Here is a 20183-nt window from a genome sequence, read left to right as displayed (position 1 = left end):
CCCGCCGGCATCGATCATGCCCGCACCGGTCCAGGTGCCGTCCGTGTTCCGCTGGTTGTCCCACACATTGCCCGCCACCACCGTGTCAAGCCGCATCAGCGAGGAGTTTTGCAGGCCGACCGGCCGGGCGTAGCCCTGGATGACCACGTCGCCGCCGCCGCTGGACCACGCCTTGGTGCCGACGCGGCCCGACAGGTGGGTGCGCTCGACCTGGTTGTGCTGGTTCCCGCCGACCCAGTCGATCGTGCCGTCGGAGTTGACCGAGGTGACGATGGCGACGTGGTCGTACGTGAAGCCGCTGTAGTTGTTCGGGTGCAGGAACACCGCGTCACCGACGTGGGGCGTCGAGGACAGCCCGCCGTCGTAATTGTTGGCATAGGTCTCGAAGCTGTTGGCGAGGTCGTTGAGGCCGCCCAGGTTCTTTACACCGTTCTGAGCCCACACCCATCCGGCGAAGTCGGCGCACCACGCGTGGTAGCTGGAGCACGGGTTGGTCTGGTTGCTGCCCGGGGCGTAGTAGCCGCCGTTGCCGCAGGGGCCGTTGCCGAGCTGACTGGTCGCCAGCTTCGATATGCCGTCCGAGGTGGCAGCTTCGGCCGCGCCAGCCGTGAAGAGGCTGAGACTCGCCGCGGCCAGCGCGGCGGTGACGCCCATGGAACCGAGGCGCTTGAAGTTGAATCGCATTTCATTCCCCTTCGGGGCAAGAGAAGTGGAAGCCCGGCAACTGGTGTGGGCATGACATGGATCGGGAGCGTGAGGCCCCTCGAAGCCGGTGACGGTACGGGCCGGTACGGTGATGCGCAGCCATATGCGCCCCCCGGCCGGGAAGTTGCTTTCCCCGCCCGTTCCGGCGATCACCATCCTGCCGACGCGGCCGCGCCCCGGGGACCGGTCTCGGCTGTCACCAATGGGCCAGGCCACTTGCTGCCGCACCCTGGCCAACGGCTGGCAGCCCGGCGAACTGGATGGTGACGGACACGCCACCAGCCATGCCTTGCCTCCGCTACGCCACGACCTCGTCCAGACTCGTTATCCGCGCGACTTCCACGGTGCCGGCCTCGCCCGGGTCGAGTGCCTGCCAGGTACGTCCGACTGTGCCCGCCGTCGCCGACGCCGCCGCGGTCAGTGCCACGAGGTCGTCGCGTTGTGGGATCGCTGTGGACAACGGGGTGACAAGCCCGTGCCGAGACGCGTTGTCGTCGAGCCGGGGGCTACAGACCAGTTGCTCGAGGGCGGCGAGTCCGTGGGCAGAGAGCACCGCCCCGCTTCCTTTCCAGAGCAGCGTGACCGGAACAGATCCCACCAACCCGGTCTCGACGTGCAGCTGGGCGGTCCCAGTCGGCCTGCCGATCCGTTCCTGGTCGACCATCGCCGACGGGCGGACCGCATCGAGGTCAAGCCGGCTTGGGTGGCATGCTCAGGCTCGACCTTCTCGATCCGCATCCACGTCGTCCGCAGCACCGCTGTGGCGCCATTCTCGCCGGGATCGAGAGCCTTGAAGGTGCGGCCGACTGAGGCTGGGTCCTTGCTCTTGAGGATGGTGACCTGGTTGCCTTCGGCCGCGACCGGCGCGGGCAGCGGGGTGAACAGGATATACCTGCCATCGCCGTCATCCTTGTACGACTGGCCCTCCAACGGGAGTACGATCCCCAGCCCGCCGGAGGCCCGGTGCAGTCCGGGGCCTCCGTACCTCACGACGATGGGGCAAGTACCGGTGGTGAGATGGATTGACGACGTTGAACTCGGACCCTCACCGCCCACCCGGTCGGGTCGCGTGCGCGGGTGCCCGCCGCCCGGGCCTCCGCGCCGTCGCAACGCATCCATGCCAGATTGTGCGCTAAGGCCGGGCTGGTCACCGGAGGCCGTTGGCCAGGGCTGATCGCAGGTTCGAATCTTCACGGTCGATGTTGTCGATCTTCGGAGGGCCGCAGTGGCGGTGGAGTTCTTCGGTGCTCCGACGCGGGCGGAGCTGGAGCGGCTCGTCTTCCTGGACGACGCGGACCGGGAGAAGGTGCAGGAGCGGGAGACGGCGAAGGAGAAGTCGAAGACCCTGCCGAAGGTGGAGCGGGCCGGCGCGAAGCTCGCGGCCACACTGCAGGTGATTCTGGAGGAGACCGCCGAGCAGGTGGACACCTCCACCGGCGCGATTACCGGGCCGAAGCTGCTCGACGGCGAGGCGGGGGGAACGGGTCGGGACCGCGAGGGCGCCCGGGGCGGACCAGGTGTCCAGCGGCTCGGCGAGGGTGAGGAGGAACAGGGCGGTGGCGTGGATGTCGTTCCGAACTGGCGCGCCGGGCAGTCACACGCGAGGGTGACAGAGATGGACGTCGCTCCCGCGATGTCGAATGGTGTCTGCGCCAAAGAGTGCTCCCGGAGGCCCTGTTGCCGCAGTTCTACGGCACCCTGTTGGGAGGGCAGCGCTGGGCCTGCCTGACACCAACGTGCCTGTCCCGTTGGTGCCAGGGCGAACCAGTTCCGCCCGGGCCGCCGCGTCAGCAAGATGGTGATCGCCGGAACAGGGCGGGAAAACTCCCTGTGGCCGGCTCCGGGGTCGCGTCGGCGGCCCACCCGCCAACCGCTTCCCTGGGGGACCGCCATGCTCCGCACCATTTCGTCGATCGCCACCGCCGGCCTCACCGCTCTGCTCCTGTGCGCCGCAGCCCCGGCCGCCTGTGCCGCGGCTGACACCGGCTATCGCGTTGGCACGGGTGTCTCCTCGCAGGTCATTGGCTGGGACTGAGCCGGAGTCGGGCCTCTGCGGCTAACGCGTACCGCTCCTGCGGCACCGTCACCGGTAGCCCCGACCAACTCGGCCGCGGCCGTCCGCCGGCGACCCGCCCGGCAGGCCCGCCGTGCGCACAGTCCGGCGACTCGACCGCCGACGCAGCCCCTCGCCCACTTCTTCACCAGCTGCACCCGCAGCCACTGCCTCGGCTTCGCCGGCAGGGTCTTCGTCAAGGAATACCGCTTGCCTGCAGGGAAGTCGGGCCGATCCTCGCGGCGAAAAATCGGGCCCGGCTCCCATCTGGCCCATGCCTCCACGGCTTTCGCTAATTTGGCAGCCGGATTCCGCGGCATTCGCGCTGCCGGTCGCGGTGGCGCCCGTCACCTCGTCGTGACGGTCGGCCCCGCCGCCTCATACCGATCCGTTCGCTTTCACCCCGGCATGCGTGCCGTCGTGCCTTCCACGATCTCCAAACTCACCCGTCTCGCCCCGGCTGCCGCCCTCGCCGCCTCGGGCAGCGTCGCCACGGCGGCCCTGGCCACCACCACGAACTCCAGCGGCCGCAACTTACCGCACCCAATGCTCCAGTTACGTCTCCATGGCCTGGCACCTGGGCGCCGACACCCGGCTCATCGCGGACTCCTGCACCATCCCGATCTCGCGTGCCGACCTCAAGCCCGGAGACGCCCTCAACAGCTACCACCACCCCGTCCTGCTCCTCGAGAGGTGCCCGGTGGTGCCGACGACGCCACCGCCCTGACCGTCTCCGCCGCCAGCTGACACCTCTTCGCGTGTCCGCCCCGGTGAGCGATCTGCTCTCACCTCGGCACCGTGTCCGCCGAGGACGAGTGGTTCGAGGGCACGGACCGTGCGCAAGCGGGTGACGGACATCCCCGTGCGTCATAGTTTCGGTCGTCGGCTGCGTGGTGTCCGGTATTGTGGTGGGTCTCGGGAGGGGAATCGGGTGGGGGAGCAGTGACCGGCGGATCTGACCAGCCGACTGGCCGCGCCTCGGCAATCGCCGCCCGGCTGGATCGGTTGATGACCCGGGAGGCGGCCAGGTCAGGTGGACGGACTCCGGCCTACCGGGAACTCGCCGAGCGGATCAACCGCCTGGCAGGCCGGGACGTCATCTCGCGCGACACCATCCGCAACCTGCACCTCGGCCTGAACCAGAAGGGTCTGGCTTCCAACCCCACGGTGGAGACACTTGACTGGCTGGGCCGTGGGTTCGGCATCAATGCCGGTGCGAGCTACTTCCTGGACGACGCCAAGGCCGCCGTGGTGGACGAGCAACTGGAGCAGCTGGAGAAGATCGGCGAGCTGCGGCAGGCACTGGGCAACGACGGAGTTGTCAGCCTGCTGCAACGAGCCTCCACCCTCTCCAACGGCAGCCTGCGGGTACTCCTGGCCCTCGCCGACAGCCTTGGCCAGGTCGAGGAACGCGCCGCCGAACGCAACCCCCGCCCGGCCGATGAGACCTGAAGGGGCCCATGGCATCCGGCTCCTGATCCCTGTCGCATGTTCCCAGTCGCCTTCGGAAGAACCTTCCACCCCATGGCTTTCCCCCGCGGTCTGCGTCGGCGCTGCGAACGCCGACTCGCCGGCGTGCACCTGCCCGACCCCTTCACCCTGGAGGGGTTCCGTACCTCCCTGGAGCACAGCCGTGGCCGGCCGATCGTCCTCGAACCCCTTCCCGTCCTCGGCGCCGATCTGCCCTGCGGCCTGTGGATCGCGCTGCCCGACATCGACCTCATCTATTTCGAGGCGCGCACCAGCCCGGCCCATCAGGATCTGATCAAGCTTCACGAACTCAGCCACGTCCTGTGCGGGCACAGCGGGTCCCTGGAACTGTCCCGGCTGGGCACGCTGCTGCCCGACTTGGCCCCGGAGCTGGTGGCCGAGATCCTGGGCGCGGGCCGCACCGGCTACGAGACGGCCGACGAACAGGAAGCGGAGATGACCGCCCTGCTGCTGACCGCACTGGTCGCTCCGGCGGCCGGTCTCGACCCCGTCTCCGACCGTCTCACCGCGAGCCTGGCCTACCCAGATCGCCCCCGCAGGTGGAGGAAGAACCCCTGATGCGTCCGCTGGTCACCTGGCTGATTCCCCTGCTCTCCTGGAGCGTCGTGCTCTGGCGCGCCCGCTCGGCCCTAACCGGCGGGGCGAACCGTTCCCTCTGGGGTGCATTCGCCGCGATCTCCGTCGGGGTCAGCCTGCGTCCAGCCGCCGTCGAGACCGCGTTGGCGGACCTGACGGGTATCCGGGACGTGACACTGCTGCTCAAACACCTGGCCGGGGTCCTCGCCGGTTACTTCCTGCTGGAGTACGTCGAGGCAGTGCGCGGCCGCTACCAGCAGGCCGGCGCCGCCCGTACGCGGCTGCTGTTCGCCACCGCGTCCGCCCTCGCGCTCTGCCTGCTGTTCTTCCTCGCCCTCCCGCACGACTACGACGGCGCGTTCGGCATCGACGCACACTACGGCGACCCCGGAGTCCAGTTCTACCTGGGAGTCTTCAACACCGTCTTCGCCGTCGCGACCGCACGAGCGGCCGTCCTGTTCTGGTCCAACCGCGCGAGCGTGCCGCCCGGCTCACCGCGCGCAGGGGTCACCTGCCTGGCTCTGGCGTCCACCGCCGGGCTGGCCTACATGCTCTACCGGGTCTACTTCGTCCTGAGCAGCGGAGACGCCACCCGGCTCGACGCCGACGGCAAGCCGATCGCCCTGACCGACCCGGTCTGTGAACTGCTGCCCGCCGCCATGATCGTCCTGTTCGTGCTCGGTGTCGCCATCGCGCCCGCCCACGTGCTGGCCGGCTACGTGCGGGACCAGTACGCCCTTTGGCGCCTGCATCCGCTCTGGTCGGACGTCACCGCCGCCGTGCCGCAGGTGGTACTCGGCACCCCGAGCGGGCCGCTGCGCGACCTGCTGACCCCCGGTGACCGGTCCCTCGACCTCACACACCGAGCCTTCGCCCTTCGCGACGCGACCCTGATCCTGCAGGAGGACCCGCCCGGCACCGGCCCGTGCACGGCTGCCGACCCGAATCCGGACACCGGAACGGACGAGGACCTCCCCGGGGCCGAAGCCCGCTGGCTGCACACCGCCCTGCGACACCGGGCACAGGACCTGCCCGCACCCACACCGCCCGCCGCTCTCGGATCCGGCACCGGAGGCCGTTCCCCGCGCGAGGAGATCGCCTGGATCCTCACCGTCGCGGACGCTTACCGAAGGCTGAAGAAGACGGACCGTCGCACGGCGCAGCCGACCCGAAAAGAGCCGTGAGCGGCCCAGTGCGGCGGGCCGGTGTCACAACCAGCCGCGCTGCGCAGCCTTCAGGCCCGCTTCGAACCTGCTGGTCGCCTGGAGCCGTTCCATCAGGGCCGCCATCTGCCGGCGCACCGTGCGCATGGAGACCCCTAGGCGCTTTCCCGCGGCCTCGTCCGTCATGCCCGATGCCAACAGCTTCAGCAACTCCCGCTCCCCCTGGCTGATTCCCTCCTCCGCAGCCCCGCGCCGCACCGCACCCAGTGGAGCGGCCGCATCCCAGGTCTGTTCGAAGAGCGCGACGAGAGTTGCCACGATGCCTGGGGAAGTGGTGCACAAGGCGCCCGCACGTGAGTTGCCCGGATCGATCGGGACGAGCGCGGTGGCCCGGTCGAAGATCAGCAGACGGGTCGGCAGCACCGGACTCGTGCGCACCTCTCCGCCGCGCTCGGTGGTCCACTGCGCGTACGCGAGCGTCGGGGGATCATTGCGGACGCTCTCCTGATAGAGGGCCCGCATTCGCACCATACGGTTCAGGGCCTGCTCGTCCAGGGGCCGTGACGCCTCAAGACTCGCCTCGGACTGGGCGCCACCCGGGATGATCGAGAGGCATTCGCTTCTGAGCTGGCGGGTGAGGATTTCGAGCCGGGCCTGGATGGCATCTAGGCCGAGGAGTCGCTCGTTGCCCTCTACGTCGGTGTCCGGCTGTAGGGCCGAGTACTGCGCGATGGCGCGGGCAGCAGCGGCCTTGCCTGCCGCCAGGTCGTGGTGACGCTTGGCCAGTTCCTCCTCCTGCCGGTGCAGCAGATGCGCCAGACCGGCCTCCAGACTGACGGCGCGAAGGCCGCCGACGGCCTCCCGAGACGGAGTCAGCAGGTTCAGCTCGACCAGCCGGTCGAGCGCCTTGCGCACCGTCGCCTCGGTGGCGCCGACCCGGACGGCAAGCTCCACGACGCCACCGGAAATCCCCTCCAGCATCTCCCGGTAGACCGCCTCGGTATCGGTGTCCAGCCCGAAAACTTCCAGCACTGTTGCCCCCCGGCATCCACGGCAGGTAGTCCCGCCCGCGACGATTCTAATCGCCACCCAGGTCGTGGCATCAAGTGGCCTGGCCCGTTGGTGACGGCCCCGACCCGTTTCCCGAGGCCGCAACAACGGACATGATGGGAATTACGGGACGACGGACGGAGGAGTCCGAGGCCCGGTCACCACACGGCCCACTCGGGCCCATACCGTTCCTGACGCCTTTGCGCCCCAGAGGTACCCGTGCCCCGTACGACCTCCCCGCCCGCCGCCCGCCTGCTTGCCGACACGCTTGTGACACCCGGCGCCCCTGCTGGCCCAGACGTGGCCGTCACAGGCGTCGAAGCCCGCCGCGCGGCTTCCAAGCGGATCACGACCTCAGGGGCGCCCGTACAGGCCGTCGCATGGGACTGAATGCCGTGCAGGTCGTTTTCGCGCGGCTGAAAGGACCGCGCCCCGGCTCTGCGGTCGTCTCGCTCATCGAGGACCTGATCTGGGCCCACGCCATGCCCCGCGACGGACTCGAGCACCTCACCGGCCGGCCCGTCGCCGAGGGGCTGGAACTCTACCTCTTCGTTCTGGCCGACTCCGAGTCGGATGCCTTCAACCAGGTGCGGGCCCTGCTGGAGCGCGTGCACCCGCGATTGGCCCGGCACGGCTTCGTCCTCGGCCGGAGATGATCCCTCTCTGAAGTCCTGTCAACCTGCGGCTTCCGGCGACTGCAGTGGAGCAGTGCCGCGTGGCTGCGGCCCCCAGCGGCGCCGGGGCAGGCATTGATCCGTGCGAGGTCGGCCTCACGGTTGATCCGGGGCGCGACCTTCCCTGACAAGATCGCGACGGCAATGGTCAGGACGACCCCCGGCCCGGCGGAGAGGCTGAGGATCGTCAACGAGATCGCGGCGTCCCGCAGGTGGGTGCAGACAGGGCCGGGCCCCAGCAGGGCGGTGAGGGTCCCGGGTCGCGTGCAGGGCGAGCGCCCCGAACGCGCCGCTGGCGACTTCGCAAAGCAGGAGCAAGCGGCGGGTGGCGTTCTTGCCGAGTTGTCCGCCGAGCAGGCCAGGTGCTCGGTCCGCCAGAGGTCCAGGACGTGGGCGGGAAAGCAGGTGGCGAAGATGCGGTCGACCTCGCGCAGCGCGGGCTGCCATGGGTCGTTCGGTGGAACGGTTGAGAGGACGGCGTCGGCCACGCCCGCGATTCGTGCGGTCCAGGCGTCGTCGTCCCGGACATAGTCGTCGAGGCAGAACCCCCAGGCGAAGTAGGCACCTTGGGCGAGGACGAAAGCGTCCGGGGCGTGCGGCAGTGCATCGGCGATGCACAGCCCGACATTGATATGGGTCATCGGATCACCGGGCTCGCACAGTCCGGCGGCGATCGCGCCTTGTACTCCTGGTCGGTGGCCACACGGTCGGCGGTGCCGTGCTCGCCGTCGACGACGACCAGGACCTTGGGCTGCGCGACGTCGAGATCGTCGCGGATCTCCGCTCGCAGGAGCACGAAGAGGGCGAACAGGCCGGTCAGCTCGCGGGTCTTGTCGCGGGAGAAGATCGGGGTGGGGAAGCCGGAGGTTCCGGCCCACAGAAGATTTGACTCGTCTACGAGCAGCAACGGTCGCAAGGGCATTGGGGTTTCGGGCATCACGACACCGCCTCTAGGAGGAAGTCAGCGATTCGGCGCGGCTCGAACTCGGCGGCTCTCCGATAAACGGTCTGTGTACTCGAGGTGTACAGTAGGTCGTCTTCCAGGATGGTCTGTGCTGCCTTGTGAAGCGCGGCCGGCCCCTCGTCGAAGCCGACGAACAGGTGGTCGCCACCTGGTGTCCGAACCGCGGCGCTGACATGGTCGCGGCTTCGTGACTGAGCGGGGGGAGCGGCGGTTCACGATGCGATCAACGGTGCTGTTGTGGCAGGGTCTTGTGGGTGTTCTTGGACTACAGGGTTGTCCGTGACAACCCCACCTACGCGCATGTGACTGCTGAGGGCCTGCGTGAGCTGGCCGACTCCGGGTCGTACGACGAGCAGGCGGCGGCGTTCGCGTCGATCGCGTTGCGGAACGGGTCGGTTCGGGCGGTGTTGGAGCGCCTGGCCGGGCTGGAGGGTTTGCCGCCGTGGTACCTGACAGCCGGATCGCTGTTCCAGACGGTGTGGAACGCGGCGGCCGGTCGAGAGGACCTCCGGGCAGGGATCCGGGACCACGACCTGTTCTTCTTCGACGAGGACACCTCCTGGGAGGCGGAGGACGTGGTGATCAAGCGGTGCCTGGCGGCGGTTGAGGACCTGGGCGTCGAGCTGGAGCCGCGGAACCAGGCCCGGGTGCACCTGTGGTACCCGGAGAAGTGGGGCAAGGAGATCGCCCCGTACCGGGATCTGCCGCACGCGATCAGCTCGTTCGCCGCGACGAGCTGCTGCGTGGGGCTGAGCCTGGATGCCGGCGGGAAGCTGGATGTGCACTCGACGCACGGCTTCGCGGACTTGTTCCGTCTGGTGCTGCGGCCGAACCCGCTGACCGTGGCGCCGCAGGCGGTGTACGACGCCAAAGCGGAGCGGTGGATGGCGGAGTGGCCGCAGCTGACGAAGCTGCCCTGGGCGGAGCCGGCCGACCCCGCCCGGTAGCAGCGGTATTGGTCAGATCAGGGCGGCGACCAGCGCGGAGTGGTCGCTGATCTTCGCCGTGCGGACGTCGTGCTGGAAGCCAACCGCCCGGACCCGGGTGAACGCCGCCGGGGAGATGAAGATGTGGTCGAGGCGCTGGCCTCCCTGGGGTCCGTACCAGGTGAGGTCGGCGCCTTCCGGGTGGATCTGGCGGTAGGTGTCGATCAGGCCGAGATCGGCGAGGGAGCGGTAGAACGCGTAGTCGTGGTCGGCGAAGAGCGCGCGGCTGGCCGGCGGGTCGCGGTCGGGTTCGAGGACGTTGAAGTCGCCGGTGATCAGCAGCGGCACCTCGGGCTGGGCGGCGATGCGGGCCCGGAGGGCGTCGAGCACCTGCTCCTGGAACGCCTTGCGGTTGCGGCTGCTCTCCTCGGTCATGCCGTTGGTGAGGGCGTAGAGCCCGAGGACGTCGAAGTCGCCGAAGTGCGTGGCGAGGCGGGCGCCGACGAAGCGGGTGCTGTCCATGGCGAGGGGGAGTGCAGCGGTGCGGTAGCCCTTGGTGGCGATGACCGTGAGGTACTTGTCGTCGGGGCCGGCGGGGCGGCGGGTGATGGTGAAGCCGGAGCTCTCCAGGTCCTTGAGGATCAGGTCGGCGGCTTCCCCGGCCTTCACCTCGGTGAGGACGAGGACGTTGCTCTGACTGCGGTAGAGCCAGTCGAGCACGTCGCGGGCGCGGTTGGTGGAGGGGCTCTGGATGTTGAGGGCTGCCAGTCGCAGTTCGACGCGGGCCACGTCGTCGCCGACGACGTCGGGGTTGCCGAACAGGAAGCCCTGGGTGAGGTCGTCCATGGGGTGAGGTCCTTTGCGGGTCAGGCGGGGCGGGCCGTGAGGATGTCGGCGATCGTGCCGGTGAGGCGGTCGGGCGTCATGCGCTTGTCGGCGCGCTGCTGCGGGGTCTCGTCCCTGCTGCCGAGGGCGGTGAAGCTCTCGCCGGTGGGCGCGTCGATGACGCGGAAGGAGTCCTTGGCGGCCGGGCCGCGCAGGACGAGCGAGAGGGTGCCGGCTTCGGCGGTGACCGAGTGGACGGCGGTGTGGTGGAGGACGTACCAGTCGTCGGCGCGTTCGGTGCGGATCTGCAGGGGCTGGAGGTCGGCGGGGTCGGCGGTGGTGAAGCCGGTGTCGGCGCCGTAGAGCGTGTGCTGGTAGGAGCCCGCGAGGATCTTGGAGGCGAAGGTCCAGCGGTGGTTGTGCGGCCGGTCGAAGTAGCCGGGCCGGAAGCGGTGGAGCCGGATGCGGAACCGGCCGGGGGCGTCGTGGAGGACGAGCTTGTCGAGGAAGTCGTAGCTCTCGCACATCTCGACCAGCTGCGGGTCACCTGGGAGGTCGCCGAGGAGCTTCGCGAGCGGCGCCCAGTTGTCGCTGGTGAGTTCGCTGAACGCGACGTGGGCGGCCCGGCTGAGGCCGGCCAGGTCGTTCCAGTCGAGGTCGTCCAGGTAGGGCAGGAAGGTCGGGTTCACAGGGCGGCTCCGATCGCGTCGATGGTGGAGTCGAGGTGGCGTCGCAGGGCGGGGTGCATCCGGTAGAAGCGACGCGGGTGGCCGGTCTGCGGTCGGGTGGTGGGCAGCGTGCCGGTGCTGGTGACGGCCTGGCAAACCTCGGTGAGGAGGTTGATCTGGGTGTTCTTGACGGCCTGGCGGAGGTCGGACGTGTCGCTGGGGACGGTGCGCTGGGCGAAGACGCCGCCGGCGTCGACCTGCTCGGTGACCTCGTGGACGCTGCAGGCCACTGGGTCGCCGGCGAGCATGGCCCAGGCGACCGCGTCCATGCCGCGGTAGTGCGGAAGGGCGCCGTTGTGGGCGTTGACGGTGCCGAGTCGGGGCACCGCCAGGACCGTGCGCGGGACGACGTCCATGCCGACGAGGACGAGCAGGTCACAGCGCCACTGCCCCAGCGCGGTTGCCGCGGTCGACCAGTCGCGGTGCCCGATGACCTGGTGTTGACCGGCGACGGGGCTACCCGGGCCGGGATCGGGTGCGGCCCGGTTCCCGTTCCGGGCGTCGGGTTGCGGGTACCAGGCGGAGGTGTACGAGCTGGCTTCCGGGATGGTGCTGGGCGTCGGCTCGTGGTGCAGGACGCCGACGATCGGCACACGGGCAGCCTGGGCCGAGGCCAGGAACCTGGGGAGCCCTCGGGAGTCGGCTCCGGCGAGGACCGCCACGCGTGCGCGCGGCGACGTCGGGGCTGCCGGGATCGGGCTGAGCACCGGAAGGTCGGCGCCGGTGGAGCCGGCCTGCGGCCGAACGTGGGTGTCGATGCTCTCCAGGGCCTCGGCGAGCGCCTTCGCGGCCAGTTCGGTCGGCGGCACCGGAGCGAGCAGGCAGACGCCGAGCACCTTGAGCGCGGCGTTCACGTACCTCAGGTCCGTCGTGGCACGGCTCAGCGCGCACCAGTGGCGGCACAGCCAGAGGTACACCTCGACGAGATCGGCGTCGAGCCGCTGGGCGGTCCGATGGGCCGGCGGACGTACGAGCGCCGAGGTCTCGAAGGCGTGGAGAAGAGACTCCTCGGCCGGGTCACTGGCCCGGTGGTAGCCGGTGCGGCCCGCGAGCCAGGTTCTGGCGTACGTACGGACAGCGGCGTCTGCGTGGCCGGGGCGGGCGACCAGCAGCGGGGCGGCGGAGGAGAGGGCGAACCGGGCGGCGGGCAGTTGCGGACTCGGCCTCAGCCCACGGTCGCGCAGGAGCCGGAGGACGGCCGGGGTGATCAGGTCGCCGTCGAGTGCGGCCTGCTGGCTGATCCCGCCGGTTCCGATCACCGCTGGACCGCCTTCGTCATCTCGACGAGCATGCTGACGTGGTGGTCGATGGCGGCCGCGTCGCCGGGGTAGCCCCACAGCGGGGTCTTGAAGAACGAGCGGATGAACCTCTGCGCTCCGGGGTAGTCGGTGTGCCCCACCTCGGGAACGTCCTCCCACGACTGCTGGCGCGACGAGCGGTGGAACAGCGGTTCGTTGGCGATCACGTTCGTGGAGCCGGGAACGTCGAAGTCGGCCTGCTTCTGGTTGAGCCGGTCGACGAATTCGTGCAGCGTGACGGTCGCCGTCTCGTATCGGTACCGCAGCCCGACCACGTACAGACCGTTCTCGCCGCGCTCCGGATCGACCAGGACGGGCGAGACGACGGGGTTGCCCTCCAGCGCCTCGGCGTAGGACGCGAGGACCTCCCGCCGTCGCGACTCGATCAGCTCGGCCTTGCCCAGCTGGTCGAGGCCGATCGCGGCGCCGAGCGTGGTTGCCCGCGACTTGAGCCCCATCCCGGTGAGCGCGTAGGCGGAGTACGGGGCGGACTCGTCGATCTCCTGGAAGCACCGCTTGTTGTAGTGCCCGTGCAGCAGCGCGAGTTCGCGCAGGCGGTCGTCGTCGGTGACCAGGACGCCGCCCTCGCCGGTGGTGATCGGCTTCTGATTGGTGGAGAAGACGGCCATCGCACCGAAGGTGCCGACCGGCTGCCCGGCCCAGGACGCGAAGTGGGCGTGGGAACAGTCCTCCAGGAGCATGAGGCGGTTCTCGCGGCAGAACGCCGCGATGGCCGTCATGTCGCAGGGGTTTCCCCACATGTGGGTGACGATCACGGCCCTCGTGCGCTCGGTGAGGCGGTTCGGCAGGTCGGCCGGGTCGAGGTTGCCGAACCCGTCGGCGTCGGCGAAGACCACCCTCACGCCCTCGTAGGCGAAGGGCGTCGCCGTGGCGAAGAACGTGTAGGTGGGGGCGACGATCTCGTCGCCCGGGCCGAGCCCGGCGGCCACGCACATGGCGTGCAGCGCTGCAGTGCCCGAGGAGAAGGCGATGGCGTACCGGCTGCCGACGAACTGGGCGAACTCTGCCTCGAAGCCGCCGATCACGCCCCGACCGTCGCGGTCGGAGAGGGAGACTCCCAGCTGGCGGTCGACGGCGCGGCGCAGGCTGTCGTCGACGTGCGGCCAGGTGTATCGGTCGATGGTGGAACTCACAGTGCGTTCTCCTCGGGCGAGTTGGTGGTGATGAGGGTGGGATGGTCGAGCAGGCCGCGGATCAGGTGGGCGAGTCGGGCGCAGGTCTCCTCAACGGTCTCGGCGCCGTCGACCGGGAGGACGTGCCAGCCGTCGGCGGACGCCCTGGCGCGGAGGTGGTCGAGACCGGCCTGCTGGTAGGCGAGGAAGGAGGAACGGCCGAGTTCGCCGTAGTCGCCGTGCATGCCGAGCTCCGCCGGGCGCAGCCGGGTCGCCTTCCGTTGCCACAGCAAATCCGGGGCGACGTCGAGCAGGATGACGTGGTCGGGCGCGCGGACGCGGGCGAAGAGCATCGTCAGCTCGTCCGGGCTCCAGCCCTGCCCGGCGAGCTTGGACGAGAGCTTGTGGAACCACCCGTCGACGATCACCGGGCCGCGCAGCAGGGCCGGTGTCACGACCTGCTCCCCGTGGGCGGTGAACCAGCTCGCCTGCAGGTGGGCCCAGAAGTTGTCGGACAGGTCCCGGGCGTCGCCGCTGTGCCACAGCATCCGGGCCAGGGGTTCCATCAGCATCGCCGCGTACGCCGATTCGGTGGAGACCTGCCGCCGGTCGATGTGCACCAGGCCCGTGTCGGCGAGGTCGGCCGCGAGCGCTTGCGCCAGGGTGGTCTTCCCGGCACCGTCCGGTCCCTCCAGCACGAAGAACGGGGCAGCTACGGGAGTCATGCGCGGACCTCCCCGATCGCCGCGGACTCGTCCGTGAAGACCTTGCCGGTGCTGCTCAGCGCCTGCTGGGCGCGGCTGCCGACGTCGGCGAGGAACAGCAGGTCCTCGACGGCCAGAGAGTTGCCCGGGCAGGCGAGGTTCTGCTGGACCTGCTCCACGGTGGTGAATCCGACGAGGACGCCGGCCCCGGGCCAGGTCTGGAGGCAGTAGCCGAGCGCCGCGTGCACGAGGGCGTCGGACGTACGCCCGAAACGGACCCTGATCTCGTCGAGGTACGGGGCGAGGATCTTAAGCGCGGGCGCGGTGAACCAGCGCTTGCGCGATCGGTGGTCCCCGTCCCCGAACGTGGGTGGGCGGAGCGGCGTGTGCTTGCCGGTTAGCAGTCCCTGGCCGAGCGGCTTGTTGACCAGGACGGTGACGCCGTACGCGGCGGCGAACTCGTGGATGCCGCCGGTGGACGACCGGGGGGTGAGCAGGTTGTCGCGTACGGCGAGGACGTCGGGCTGCACCAGCTGGAAGTGGCGGCGGAAGCGCTGGTGCTTGTCCTCCTGGCTGCTGGGTGCGACCCCCACCCGCTCGGGTGCGTACCGGTGCGGCCCCCGCATGCCAACCGCCCGGATCAGCCCCTCGGCCTGGAAGCTGCGAAGAGCCTCGACGGCCGCCGACAGATAGGCGTCGTCGGGACCGAAGTTCGCGTTGTGCAGCGAGTACACGTCCAGGTAGTCGGTGCCCAGGTTGGTGAGGGTGTGCTCCAGCCGGCGGCGCATGTGGCGGGGCTCGTAGGCGTGGGCGGCGTTCGGCTCGGTGAAGTAGCCGACCTTGCTGGTGAGGGCGTACTTCCTGCGCGGAATCCCGCCGAGGGCGAGGCAGATGAGCCGCTCCGAGTGGCCGAGACCGTAGACGTCGGCCGTGTCGAAGAGGTTCGCGCCCAGGGCGAAGGCACGCTCCAGCCCGGCGACGGCCTGCTTGTCGTCGGCGCTGCTCCAGCCCATCGGCAGATCCAGGTTGTGGGCCGGCCCGCCGATCGGCCAGCAGCCGACCCCCAACCGGGACACGACCGTTCCGCCGGGCAGCGTCATGCTCCCCCCAGGACGCTGGATGTCGTCCATCGTGTGCTCTCCTCTCTCGAACAGCGGGATTAAGTCCCGCAGGGGTCAGCGGCGTTGATGAGTTCCCAGCCCGTGGCACCGGCCCAGCGCTCGTGCTGCGTCCGGAGGATCTCCGTCTTGTCGGGAGACAGGACGGAGGTGACTTCGTGCAGTTCGGGAGCCATGCGCTCCAGCAGCGAAGCGATCTCGGCGTCGAGCGCCGCTCGAAGACGGATGGCCATGGCGGCGGTGTCCCGCCGGTCCGGGTCAGCGGCGTCGATCTCGGCCAGCATCCGGCCCAGCACTGTGTAGGCGGCGTCCTTGAGGACCGAGCGGGCGGAGCGAACGGCGTGCCGGGGCGCTCCGTCGAGGGTCTTCTCCAACGACTTGAGCGTGTAGTCCAGCGGGAACGACCGGTCTATCCACCGCTGGGCCCAGTCACTGGCGACCCCGATGCGCCAGTCGAGGAACCTGGCGTCCACCCGGCCCATCGAGGGCCGTACCTCACCGGTCAGCCCCTCGGCCTCCGCCATCTTGGTGTAGGCGGCGCCGATCAGGCACTCCATGCTGACGAGCATGTAGGAGATCCCGCTGTGCAAGGGGCGGCCCGCTGCGTGCTCGGCGACGAAGTCCGGGTCGCGTACGCCTGCGACGATCTCCTCGACCGGCAGGTGCGGAAGAGGACGGAGAAGTAAGTCCGTCCGGCCCTGGAACTCGTAGGTCTGCCGGAGTTCGGCAGCGCTCATGAGCTGGTCGAAGGTGATGTACGTCAGCCGGGTCGGCACGCCGAGTGCCGACAGGGTGGGGATCGCGAGCGCGTTCTGCTCGGCGGTGGTGTCCTTGTTGAACCGCGTGAGGATCGAGTCCACCCCGGACTCGACGCCGAACAGGCAGCGCCGCAGGCCGAGTTCGACGAGCTTGCGCCACATCGCGGCCCGCTCCAGGTGCCAGCCTGTGTTCTGCTCGGGGTGGACGACCTGCTCGATCCGGCAGCTCGTCTCCCACTGGAAGCCGGCATCGCGGAAGGTGTGCGCCAGGTCGAGGGCTCTGGAGACGACGCCCGGTCCGCCTCCGATGAACTCCTCGTCGACGCAGTAGATGGTGCGGGACACGTCGGGGAACCGGTCGAAGACCTGGCTCATCTCGCCGAGGACCCAGGGGAAGGCGGTGGCCTGGGCACCGGACCACTGGCCCTTGTGCCCGCGCGGACAGAACGAGCAGGCGCTCTTGCAGCCCCGGGAGTTCTCCAACTGGGCGACGCCGCCCGCCGCGAACGTGGCAGGCAGGAGGTCGAGCTCCGGCAGGATGTCGGTCTGGGCGCGGTTGGGAAGGGTCGCCGTTCGGTGGCGGCGGATCCCGAGGGCGTTGCCGCGGGCGCTTCCGGTGTAGCCGATCCCGCGGATCTCCTCCATTCGGATCTCGCCGTGCCAGTGCGCCAGGACGTCCTGGATGGTTGCCTCGCCGGCACCGCGGGCGATCAGCAGCTCCGGGTAGCGGTGAAGGAGGAGTGCTTCGTTGCGGATGGTCAGGCTGCCTCCGGCCACCACCAAGGGCGGAGTGGGCAATTGGTAGACGGCGTCCAACAGGTCGATCATGAGGTCGTGCTGCCCGAAGGTGGCCGAGATGCCGAGGATGTCCGGCTTCCGTTCCCCGGTGACGTCGTCGATGAGGTTCGGCAAGGTGACGCCCAACTGCATGTCGAGCAGGCGGACTTCACCGGCTAGGGTCGAACGTGCGGCGCGCGCCACGTCAGAGATGCCCAAAGGGAAGCGGGGGAGGGGAAAGATCTCTGGGCGATAGAGCGCGGCCAGGGTGAGAGCGGGCCTGGCGAAGTGGTGTGCGGCGACATCGTCGAGGTCCGCGAGCGTCAGCCAGGACGAGACGTCGTCCAGCCTGAGGTGACCGTCGAGCCGGGTCGGCCACGTGCGGCTGCTGTGTGGTTGGCCGGAGAGGTCGGCAACGACCCATCGGCCGTCCCGCCTCTCGATGAGGACGAGGCGACGGTCGAGTGTCCCGGCCACGCGAACTTGGCCGACGTCGTCGTGGAGATGGGTCTTGAGGTGGTCGCGGAGCGCGGGCGGCTCGATGAGGAGGAGGTCCGTCTCGTCGGCGACGAAGTCGTCGATGCCCGGAACGGCGAGGCGAAGTGCCTGGCGGAGCCCTTCCAGCGCAATCGGGTGCGACGGCCCGGTACGGGACCTGACGTTCATGTGCGCCTTCCTTCGGGCGGAGCGAAGTGTGTCTTCGCGAACGGTTGGCAGGTCGGAGAGGGGATGGAGTGAAGGCAGACGTGATCGCAGGTAGGCTCGGCATGCAGTGAGACCCCGGCGATGGGAAGCGGCCTGGTCAGGTGGTCGCGCGGGCGAACGAGGCGTCGGGCACGCTTGAAGTGAGGAGCGGAGCGTGATCCTCCGCCCTGTTCAGCTGCTGGTCGACGAGCAGGCCCAGCAGGGTCAGGACCAGGAGGTTCCCGGCCAGCCAGCCCGCTTCGAGGACGGCGTCCACGCGGTCGGCGCGGGCTCCGCGGTGGCGCGGTCCGCGTCCCTCGTCCTGGTCCCGGATCGTCGTGCGGTCGTTACGCCGAACGGCGGCGGTGGCGCTGAGAGAAGGCAGGTTCATGGTGAGTCTCCGCAGATGAGCGGGCGATTCCAGCTCGGCCGGTGCTACCGGGGAACTGGCGGGAACTCAGAATGCCTCGGCGGTAGGGGACATGATCAGACCTGAGCTGGACGTCTCGGGACGTCCTCGGTACCGTCAAGAGGCTCCAGTACGTCCCAAGACGTCCCACCCGGGAGCTCGTGCATGGCGAACGAACGCCTCCGGTCGGCCCTCGTCATTCGTGGGGTCACCGAGCAGGATCTGGCAGAGCACTGCGGAGTGGACGCCAAGACGGTGGAGCGCTGGATCCTCAAGAACCGTGAGCCGTACCGGCGACACCGGCAGGCGGCTGCGGCCAAGCTGCAGATAGACGAGGACTACCTCTGGCCGGACGCGAAGTCCGAGACCCAACGCGTGGACGAGGCCGACGCCGAGATCGTCCACATCTACCCGCACCGCTCCTCCGTGCCGCCGGAGTTGTGGCTGCAGTTCGCCGAGCGGGCCACGACCGAGATCGGGGTCCTCGTCCACGCCGGCGTCCATCTTGCCGAGAACCCGCGATGGCACCGGACAATCACCGAACGGGCCCGCTCGGGAGTCCGCATCCGCATGCTGCTCGGGGATCCGGACAGTCCCGAGATCGCGCGCCGAGGCGAGGAGGAGGAGATCGGCGAGGGCGTCGCGTACAAGGTACGCGAGGTGATGAAGCTCTACCGTCCGCTCTACGGCACACCCGGCATCGAGTTCCGCTCGCACACGTCCACGCTGCACAACTCCCTCTACAGGTTCGACGACGACATGCTCGTCAACACGCAGATCTACGGCGTCAGCGCTCCGCTCACACCGGTGCTCCACCTGAAGCGAGTCGCCGGCGCCCAGCTCGTCTTGACCTACCAGCACAGCTTCGAGAAGGTCTGGGCGAGCGCTGTTCCCCTACCGAGGCAGGCATCGTGAGCCGTAACGACTACTTCGACGACCCTGGCGCCCCGAAGGCCCAGCGGATCGTCCCCGCCGTCACCGCCTTCGTGGTGAACGACCAAGGAGAACTCCTCCTCGAAAGGCGCTCCGACAACGGCCGCTGGGGGATGCCCGGAGGAGTCCTGGAGATCGGTGAGAACCTCCCGGGAGCCGTCGTGCGCGAGGTCCTGGAGGAGACGGGGATCGAGGTCGAGGTCACCGGCCTCGTCGGTACCTACAGCGACCCCGGTCACGTGATCGAGTTTTCGGACGGGGAGGTCCGGCAGGAGTTCTCCCTGTGCTTCCGGGCGACACCGGTAGGCGGCGAACTGACCGCGAGTTCTGAGTCCTTCGCGGTCCGCTGGGTTCCGCGTGAGGAACTGGAGACGTTGGACATCGCCCCGACGACCAGGCTCCGCCTCGCTCACGGCTTCCGGAACGAGGCGGCCCCCTACATCGGCTGATCAGGGGCTACCGACCTCGGCGAGTCGCTTCGCCACGTGGTCGGCCATCGTCAGCAGTGCGGGCCTGGCCGCTGACACGGCACGATGAACGACGTGCTCCGTGCCGTAGCGCCGAAGCACCTCGTCGAGCCTCGAGACGGGGTCGACCACGGTGCCGTTGGGGCTGCTGGTGAGATCGCAGTAGGTGATCGCCTCCAGCAATTCCGCCTGCGGTCGGCGGAACTCCGCAAGCTCGGCGGTCAGACCCAGCTCGGCTGCCTCCCATTCCGATGAGGAGTGATAGGCGACGAGGGAGCAGACCATCGGATCGAGGCCGACGCGGCTCAGGTACCGTGCGCCGTCGATCATGTGCTGCCCGGTGTCGACGACGGAGGCTGCGTAGCCGACATCGTGAAGGACCGCAGCGACCGCGACCAGGTCGGCGTCCGTGCCGAGTATCGGCGCCAGAACTCGGGCCTGCTCAAGGACTTGGCGGGAGTGCGCCCAACGAAGCGGGATGCCCGCGAGCAGCGATTCGGCGGTCCGGTACGCGAGCCTCAGATCCATCGCCTCAGGCTAATCGATCGGGGCGAAGGGCCATCACCGCCGCTGCGGTCACGGGGAGCGTGGCTGTGTTGTGTGTCGGACCGCGTGGTGGGTGTTCTGGTCGGCCTCCGAACCCATGGTGACTCCATACCGGTCAGGGACCTGCGTGAGTTCGCACAGGCGGTGCGGCCGGAAGCCGACAGGCGGCGCTCACGGTGTCGGGCGGTTCATGATGTGCTG

General features: G+C 69.4%; 22 protein-coding genes and 1 pseudogene. 9 read left to right on the top strand and 14 right to left on the bottom strand.

Going from position 1 to position 20183, the window contains the following annotated elements; genetic code table 11:
• The 3 genes and pseudogenes from IH61_RS0127130 to IH61_RS50375 all read right to left on the bottom strand — a co-directional run.
• Positions 1 to 684: CHAP domain-containing protein (locus tag IH61_RS0127130; RefSeq protein ID WP_031074427.1), on the bottom strand; the 684-nt coding region annotated here is incomplete at its 3' end.
• 319 nt (positions 685 to 1003) lie between these two features.
• Positions 1004 to 1369, bottom strand: coding sequence for a DUF6093 family protein (locus tag IH61_RS0127125; protein ID WP_031074426.1), 366 nt, complete (start codon positions 1367 to 1369; stop codon positions 1004 to 1006).
• Between the two features lie 83 nt (positions 1370 to 1452).
• A pseudogene (locus tag IH61_RS50375) lies at positions 1453 to 1824 on the bottom strand (DUF6093 family protein); the annotation flags it as partial.
• A 106-nt stretch (positions 1825 to 1930) separates the two neighbouring features.
• Here IH61_RS50375 and IH61_RS0127120 point away from each other — a divergent pair.
• The 5 genes from IH61_RS0127120 to IH61_RS0127090 all read left to right on the top strand — a co-directional run bounded on the left by IH61_RS0127120 (position 1931) and on the right by IH61_RS0127090 (position 6009).
• On the top strand, positions 1931 to 2434 hold the full coding sequence (locus IH61_RS0127120; RefSeq protein WP_031074422.1) for a hypothetical protein: 504 nt from the start codon (positions 1931 to 1933) through the stop codon (positions 2432 to 2434).
• Between the two features lie 889 nt (positions 2435 to 3323).
• Positions 3324 to 3485 (top strand): hypothetical protein, encoded by a 162-nt coding sequence (locus tag IH61_RS47185; protein WP_158845333.1) that lies wholly within the window; start codon positions 3324 to 3326, stop codon positions 3483 to 3485.
• Positions 3486 to 3766: 281 nt separating this feature from the next.
• Positions 3767 to 4210, top strand: a complete 444-nt coding sequence (locus IH61_RS0127100; protein ID WP_031074420.1) for a hypothetical protein — start codon at positions 3767 to 3769, stop codon at positions 4208 to 4210.
• Positions 4211 to 4282: 72 nt separating this feature from the next.
• The gene (locus IH61_RS0127095; RefSeq protein WP_063763278.1) at positions 4283 to 4807 is read left to right on the top strand and encodes a hypothetical protein; all 525 of its coding nucleotides are present in this window, start codon (positions 4283 to 4285) and stop codon (positions 4805 to 4807) included.
• Entirely contained in the window at positions 4807 to 6009 is a 1203-nt protein-coding gene (locus IH61_RS0127090) for an MAB_1171c family putative transporter (RefSeq protein WP_031074416.1), read from the top strand. Before IH61_RS0127095 ends, IH61_RS0127090 begins: the two co-directional genes overlap by 1 nt.
• A 24-nt stretch (positions 6010 to 6033) precedes the next feature.
• On the opposite strand, the gene IH61_RS0127085 is transcribed toward IH61_RS0127090, so the two are convergent.
• Positions 6034 to 7020, bottom strand: coding sequence for a helix-turn-helix transcriptional regulator (locus IH61_RS0127085; RefSeq protein WP_031074414.1), 987 nt, complete (start codon positions 7018 to 7020; stop codon positions 6034 to 6036).
• Positions 7021 to 7418: 398 nt separating this feature from the next.
• On the opposite strand from IH61_RS0127085, the gene IH61_RS0127080 reads away from it, so the two are divergent.
• Entirely contained in the window at positions 7419 to 7694 is a 276-nt protein-coding gene (locus tag IH61_RS0127080) for a hypothetical protein (protein WP_234327347.1), read from the top strand.
• A 655-nt stretch (positions 7695 to 8349) separates the two neighbouring features.
• Here IH61_RS0127080 and IH61_RS0127070 read toward each other — a convergent pair.
• Complete coding sequence (locus tag IH61_RS0127070) at positions 8350 to 8619, bottom strand: hypothetical protein (RefSeq protein WP_031074407.1); 270 nt, start codon at positions 8617 to 8619, stop codon at positions 8350 to 8352.
• A 311-nt stretch (positions 8620 to 8930) separates the two neighbouring features.
• On the opposite strand from IH61_RS0127070, the gene IH61_RS0127065 reads away from it, so the two are divergent.
• Positions 8931 to 9623 (top strand): nucleotidyltransferase family protein, encoded by a 693-nt coding sequence (locus IH61_RS0127065; RefSeq protein WP_234327346.1) that lies wholly within the window; start codon positions 8931 to 8933, stop codon positions 9621 to 9623.
• Positions 9624 to 9635: 12 nt separating this feature from the next.
• Here the strand turns inward: IH61_RS0127065 and IH61_RS0127060 are convergent, their stop codons facing one another.
• The 8 genes from IH61_RS0127060 to IH61_RS0127025 form a co-directional block, all read right to left on the bottom strand.
• Positions 9636 to 10448, bottom strand: a complete 813-nt coding sequence (locus IH61_RS0127060) for an endonuclease/exonuclease/phosphatase family protein (RefSeq protein ID WP_031074405.1) — start codon at positions 10446 to 10448, stop codon at positions 9636 to 9638.
• 20 nt (positions 10449 to 10468) lie between these two features.
• A complete protein-coding gene (locus IH61_RS0127055) occupies positions 10469 to 11116 on the bottom strand; it encodes a hypothetical protein (RefSeq protein WP_037973413.1) in 648 nt (215 codons plus the stop codon).
• Positions 11113 to 12414 carry a formyltransferase family protein gene (locus IH61_RS43220; RefSeq protein ID WP_031074403.1) on the bottom strand — a complete coding sequence of 434 codons (1302 nt, stop codon included), beginning with the start codon at positions 12412 to 12414 and terminating at the stop codon, positions 11113 to 11115. Before IH61_RS43220 ends, IH61_RS0127055 begins: the two co-directional genes overlap by 4 nt.
• A complete protein-coding gene (locus tag IH61_RS43215; protein ID WP_051838081.1) occupies positions 12411 to 13607 on the bottom strand; it encodes a DegT/DnrJ/EryC1/StrS family aminotransferase in 1197 nt (398 codons plus the stop codon). Before IH61_RS43215 ends, IH61_RS43220 begins: the two co-directional genes overlap by 4 nt.
• Positions 13604 to 14311 carry a dTMP kinase gene (locus IH61_RS0127040; RefSeq protein WP_031074400.1) on the bottom strand — a complete coding sequence of 236 codons (708 nt, stop codon included), beginning with the start codon at positions 14309 to 14311 and terminating at the stop codon, positions 13604 to 13606. The genes IH61_RS43215 and IH61_RS0127040 overlap by 4 nt, the downstream gene beginning before the upstream one ends.
• The gene (locus IH61_RS0127035; protein ID WP_031074398.1) at positions 14308 to 15420 is read right to left on the bottom strand and encodes an aldo/keto reductase; all 1113 of its coding nucleotides are present in this window, start codon (positions 15418 to 15420) and stop codon (positions 14308 to 14310) included. Before IH61_RS0127035 ends, IH61_RS0127040 begins: the two co-directional genes overlap by 4 nt.
• Before the next feature lie 29 nt (positions 15421 to 15449).
• Entirely contained in the window at positions 15450 to 17609 is a 2160-nt protein-coding gene (locus tag IH61_RS0127030) for a radical SAM protein (RefSeq protein ID WP_234327345.1), read from the bottom strand.
• Positions 17610 to 17745: 136 nt separating this feature from the next.
• Complete coding sequence (locus IH61_RS0127025; RefSeq protein WP_031074393.1) at positions 17746 to 18018, bottom strand: hypothetical protein; 273 nt, start codon at positions 18016 to 18018, stop codon at positions 17746 to 17748.
• Between the two features lie 183 nt (positions 18019 to 18201).
• Between IH61_RS0127025 and IH61_RS0127020 the strand changes: the two genes are divergently transcribed.
• Both IH61_RS0127020 and IH61_RS0127015 read left to right on the top strand, forming a co-directional pair.
• Positions 18202 to 18951: a helix-turn-helix domain-containing protein gene (locus tag IH61_RS0127020; protein ID WP_031074392.1), complete on the top strand. Its 750-nt coding sequence runs from the start codon at positions 18202 to 18204 to the stop codon at positions 18949 to 18951.
• Positions 18948 to 19418 (top strand): NUDIX domain-containing protein, encoded by a 471-nt coding sequence (locus IH61_RS0127015; RefSeq protein ID WP_031074389.1) that lies wholly within the window; start codon positions 18948 to 18950, stop codon positions 19416 to 19418. The genes IH61_RS0127020 and IH61_RS0127015 overlap by 4 nt, the downstream gene beginning before the upstream one ends.
• On the opposite strand, the gene IH61_RS0127010 is transcribed toward IH61_RS0127015, so the two are convergent.
• Complete coding sequence (locus IH61_RS0127010; RefSeq protein ID WP_031074387.1) at positions 19419 to 19964, bottom strand: HD domain-containing protein; 546 nt, start codon at positions 19962 to 19964, stop codon at positions 19419 to 19421. It lies immediately after the preceding gene.
• Positions 19965 to 20183 lie beyond the last annotated feature (219 nt).

Source organism: Streptomyces sp. NRRL WC-3742, from assembly GCF_000720635.1.
Lineage (GTDB): Bacteria > Actinomycetota > Actinomycetes > Streptomycetales > Streptomycetaceae > Kitasatospora.
Note: the sequence above shows the minus strand (reverse complement) of the source record. Positions and strands in the feature narration are given on the sequence as shown.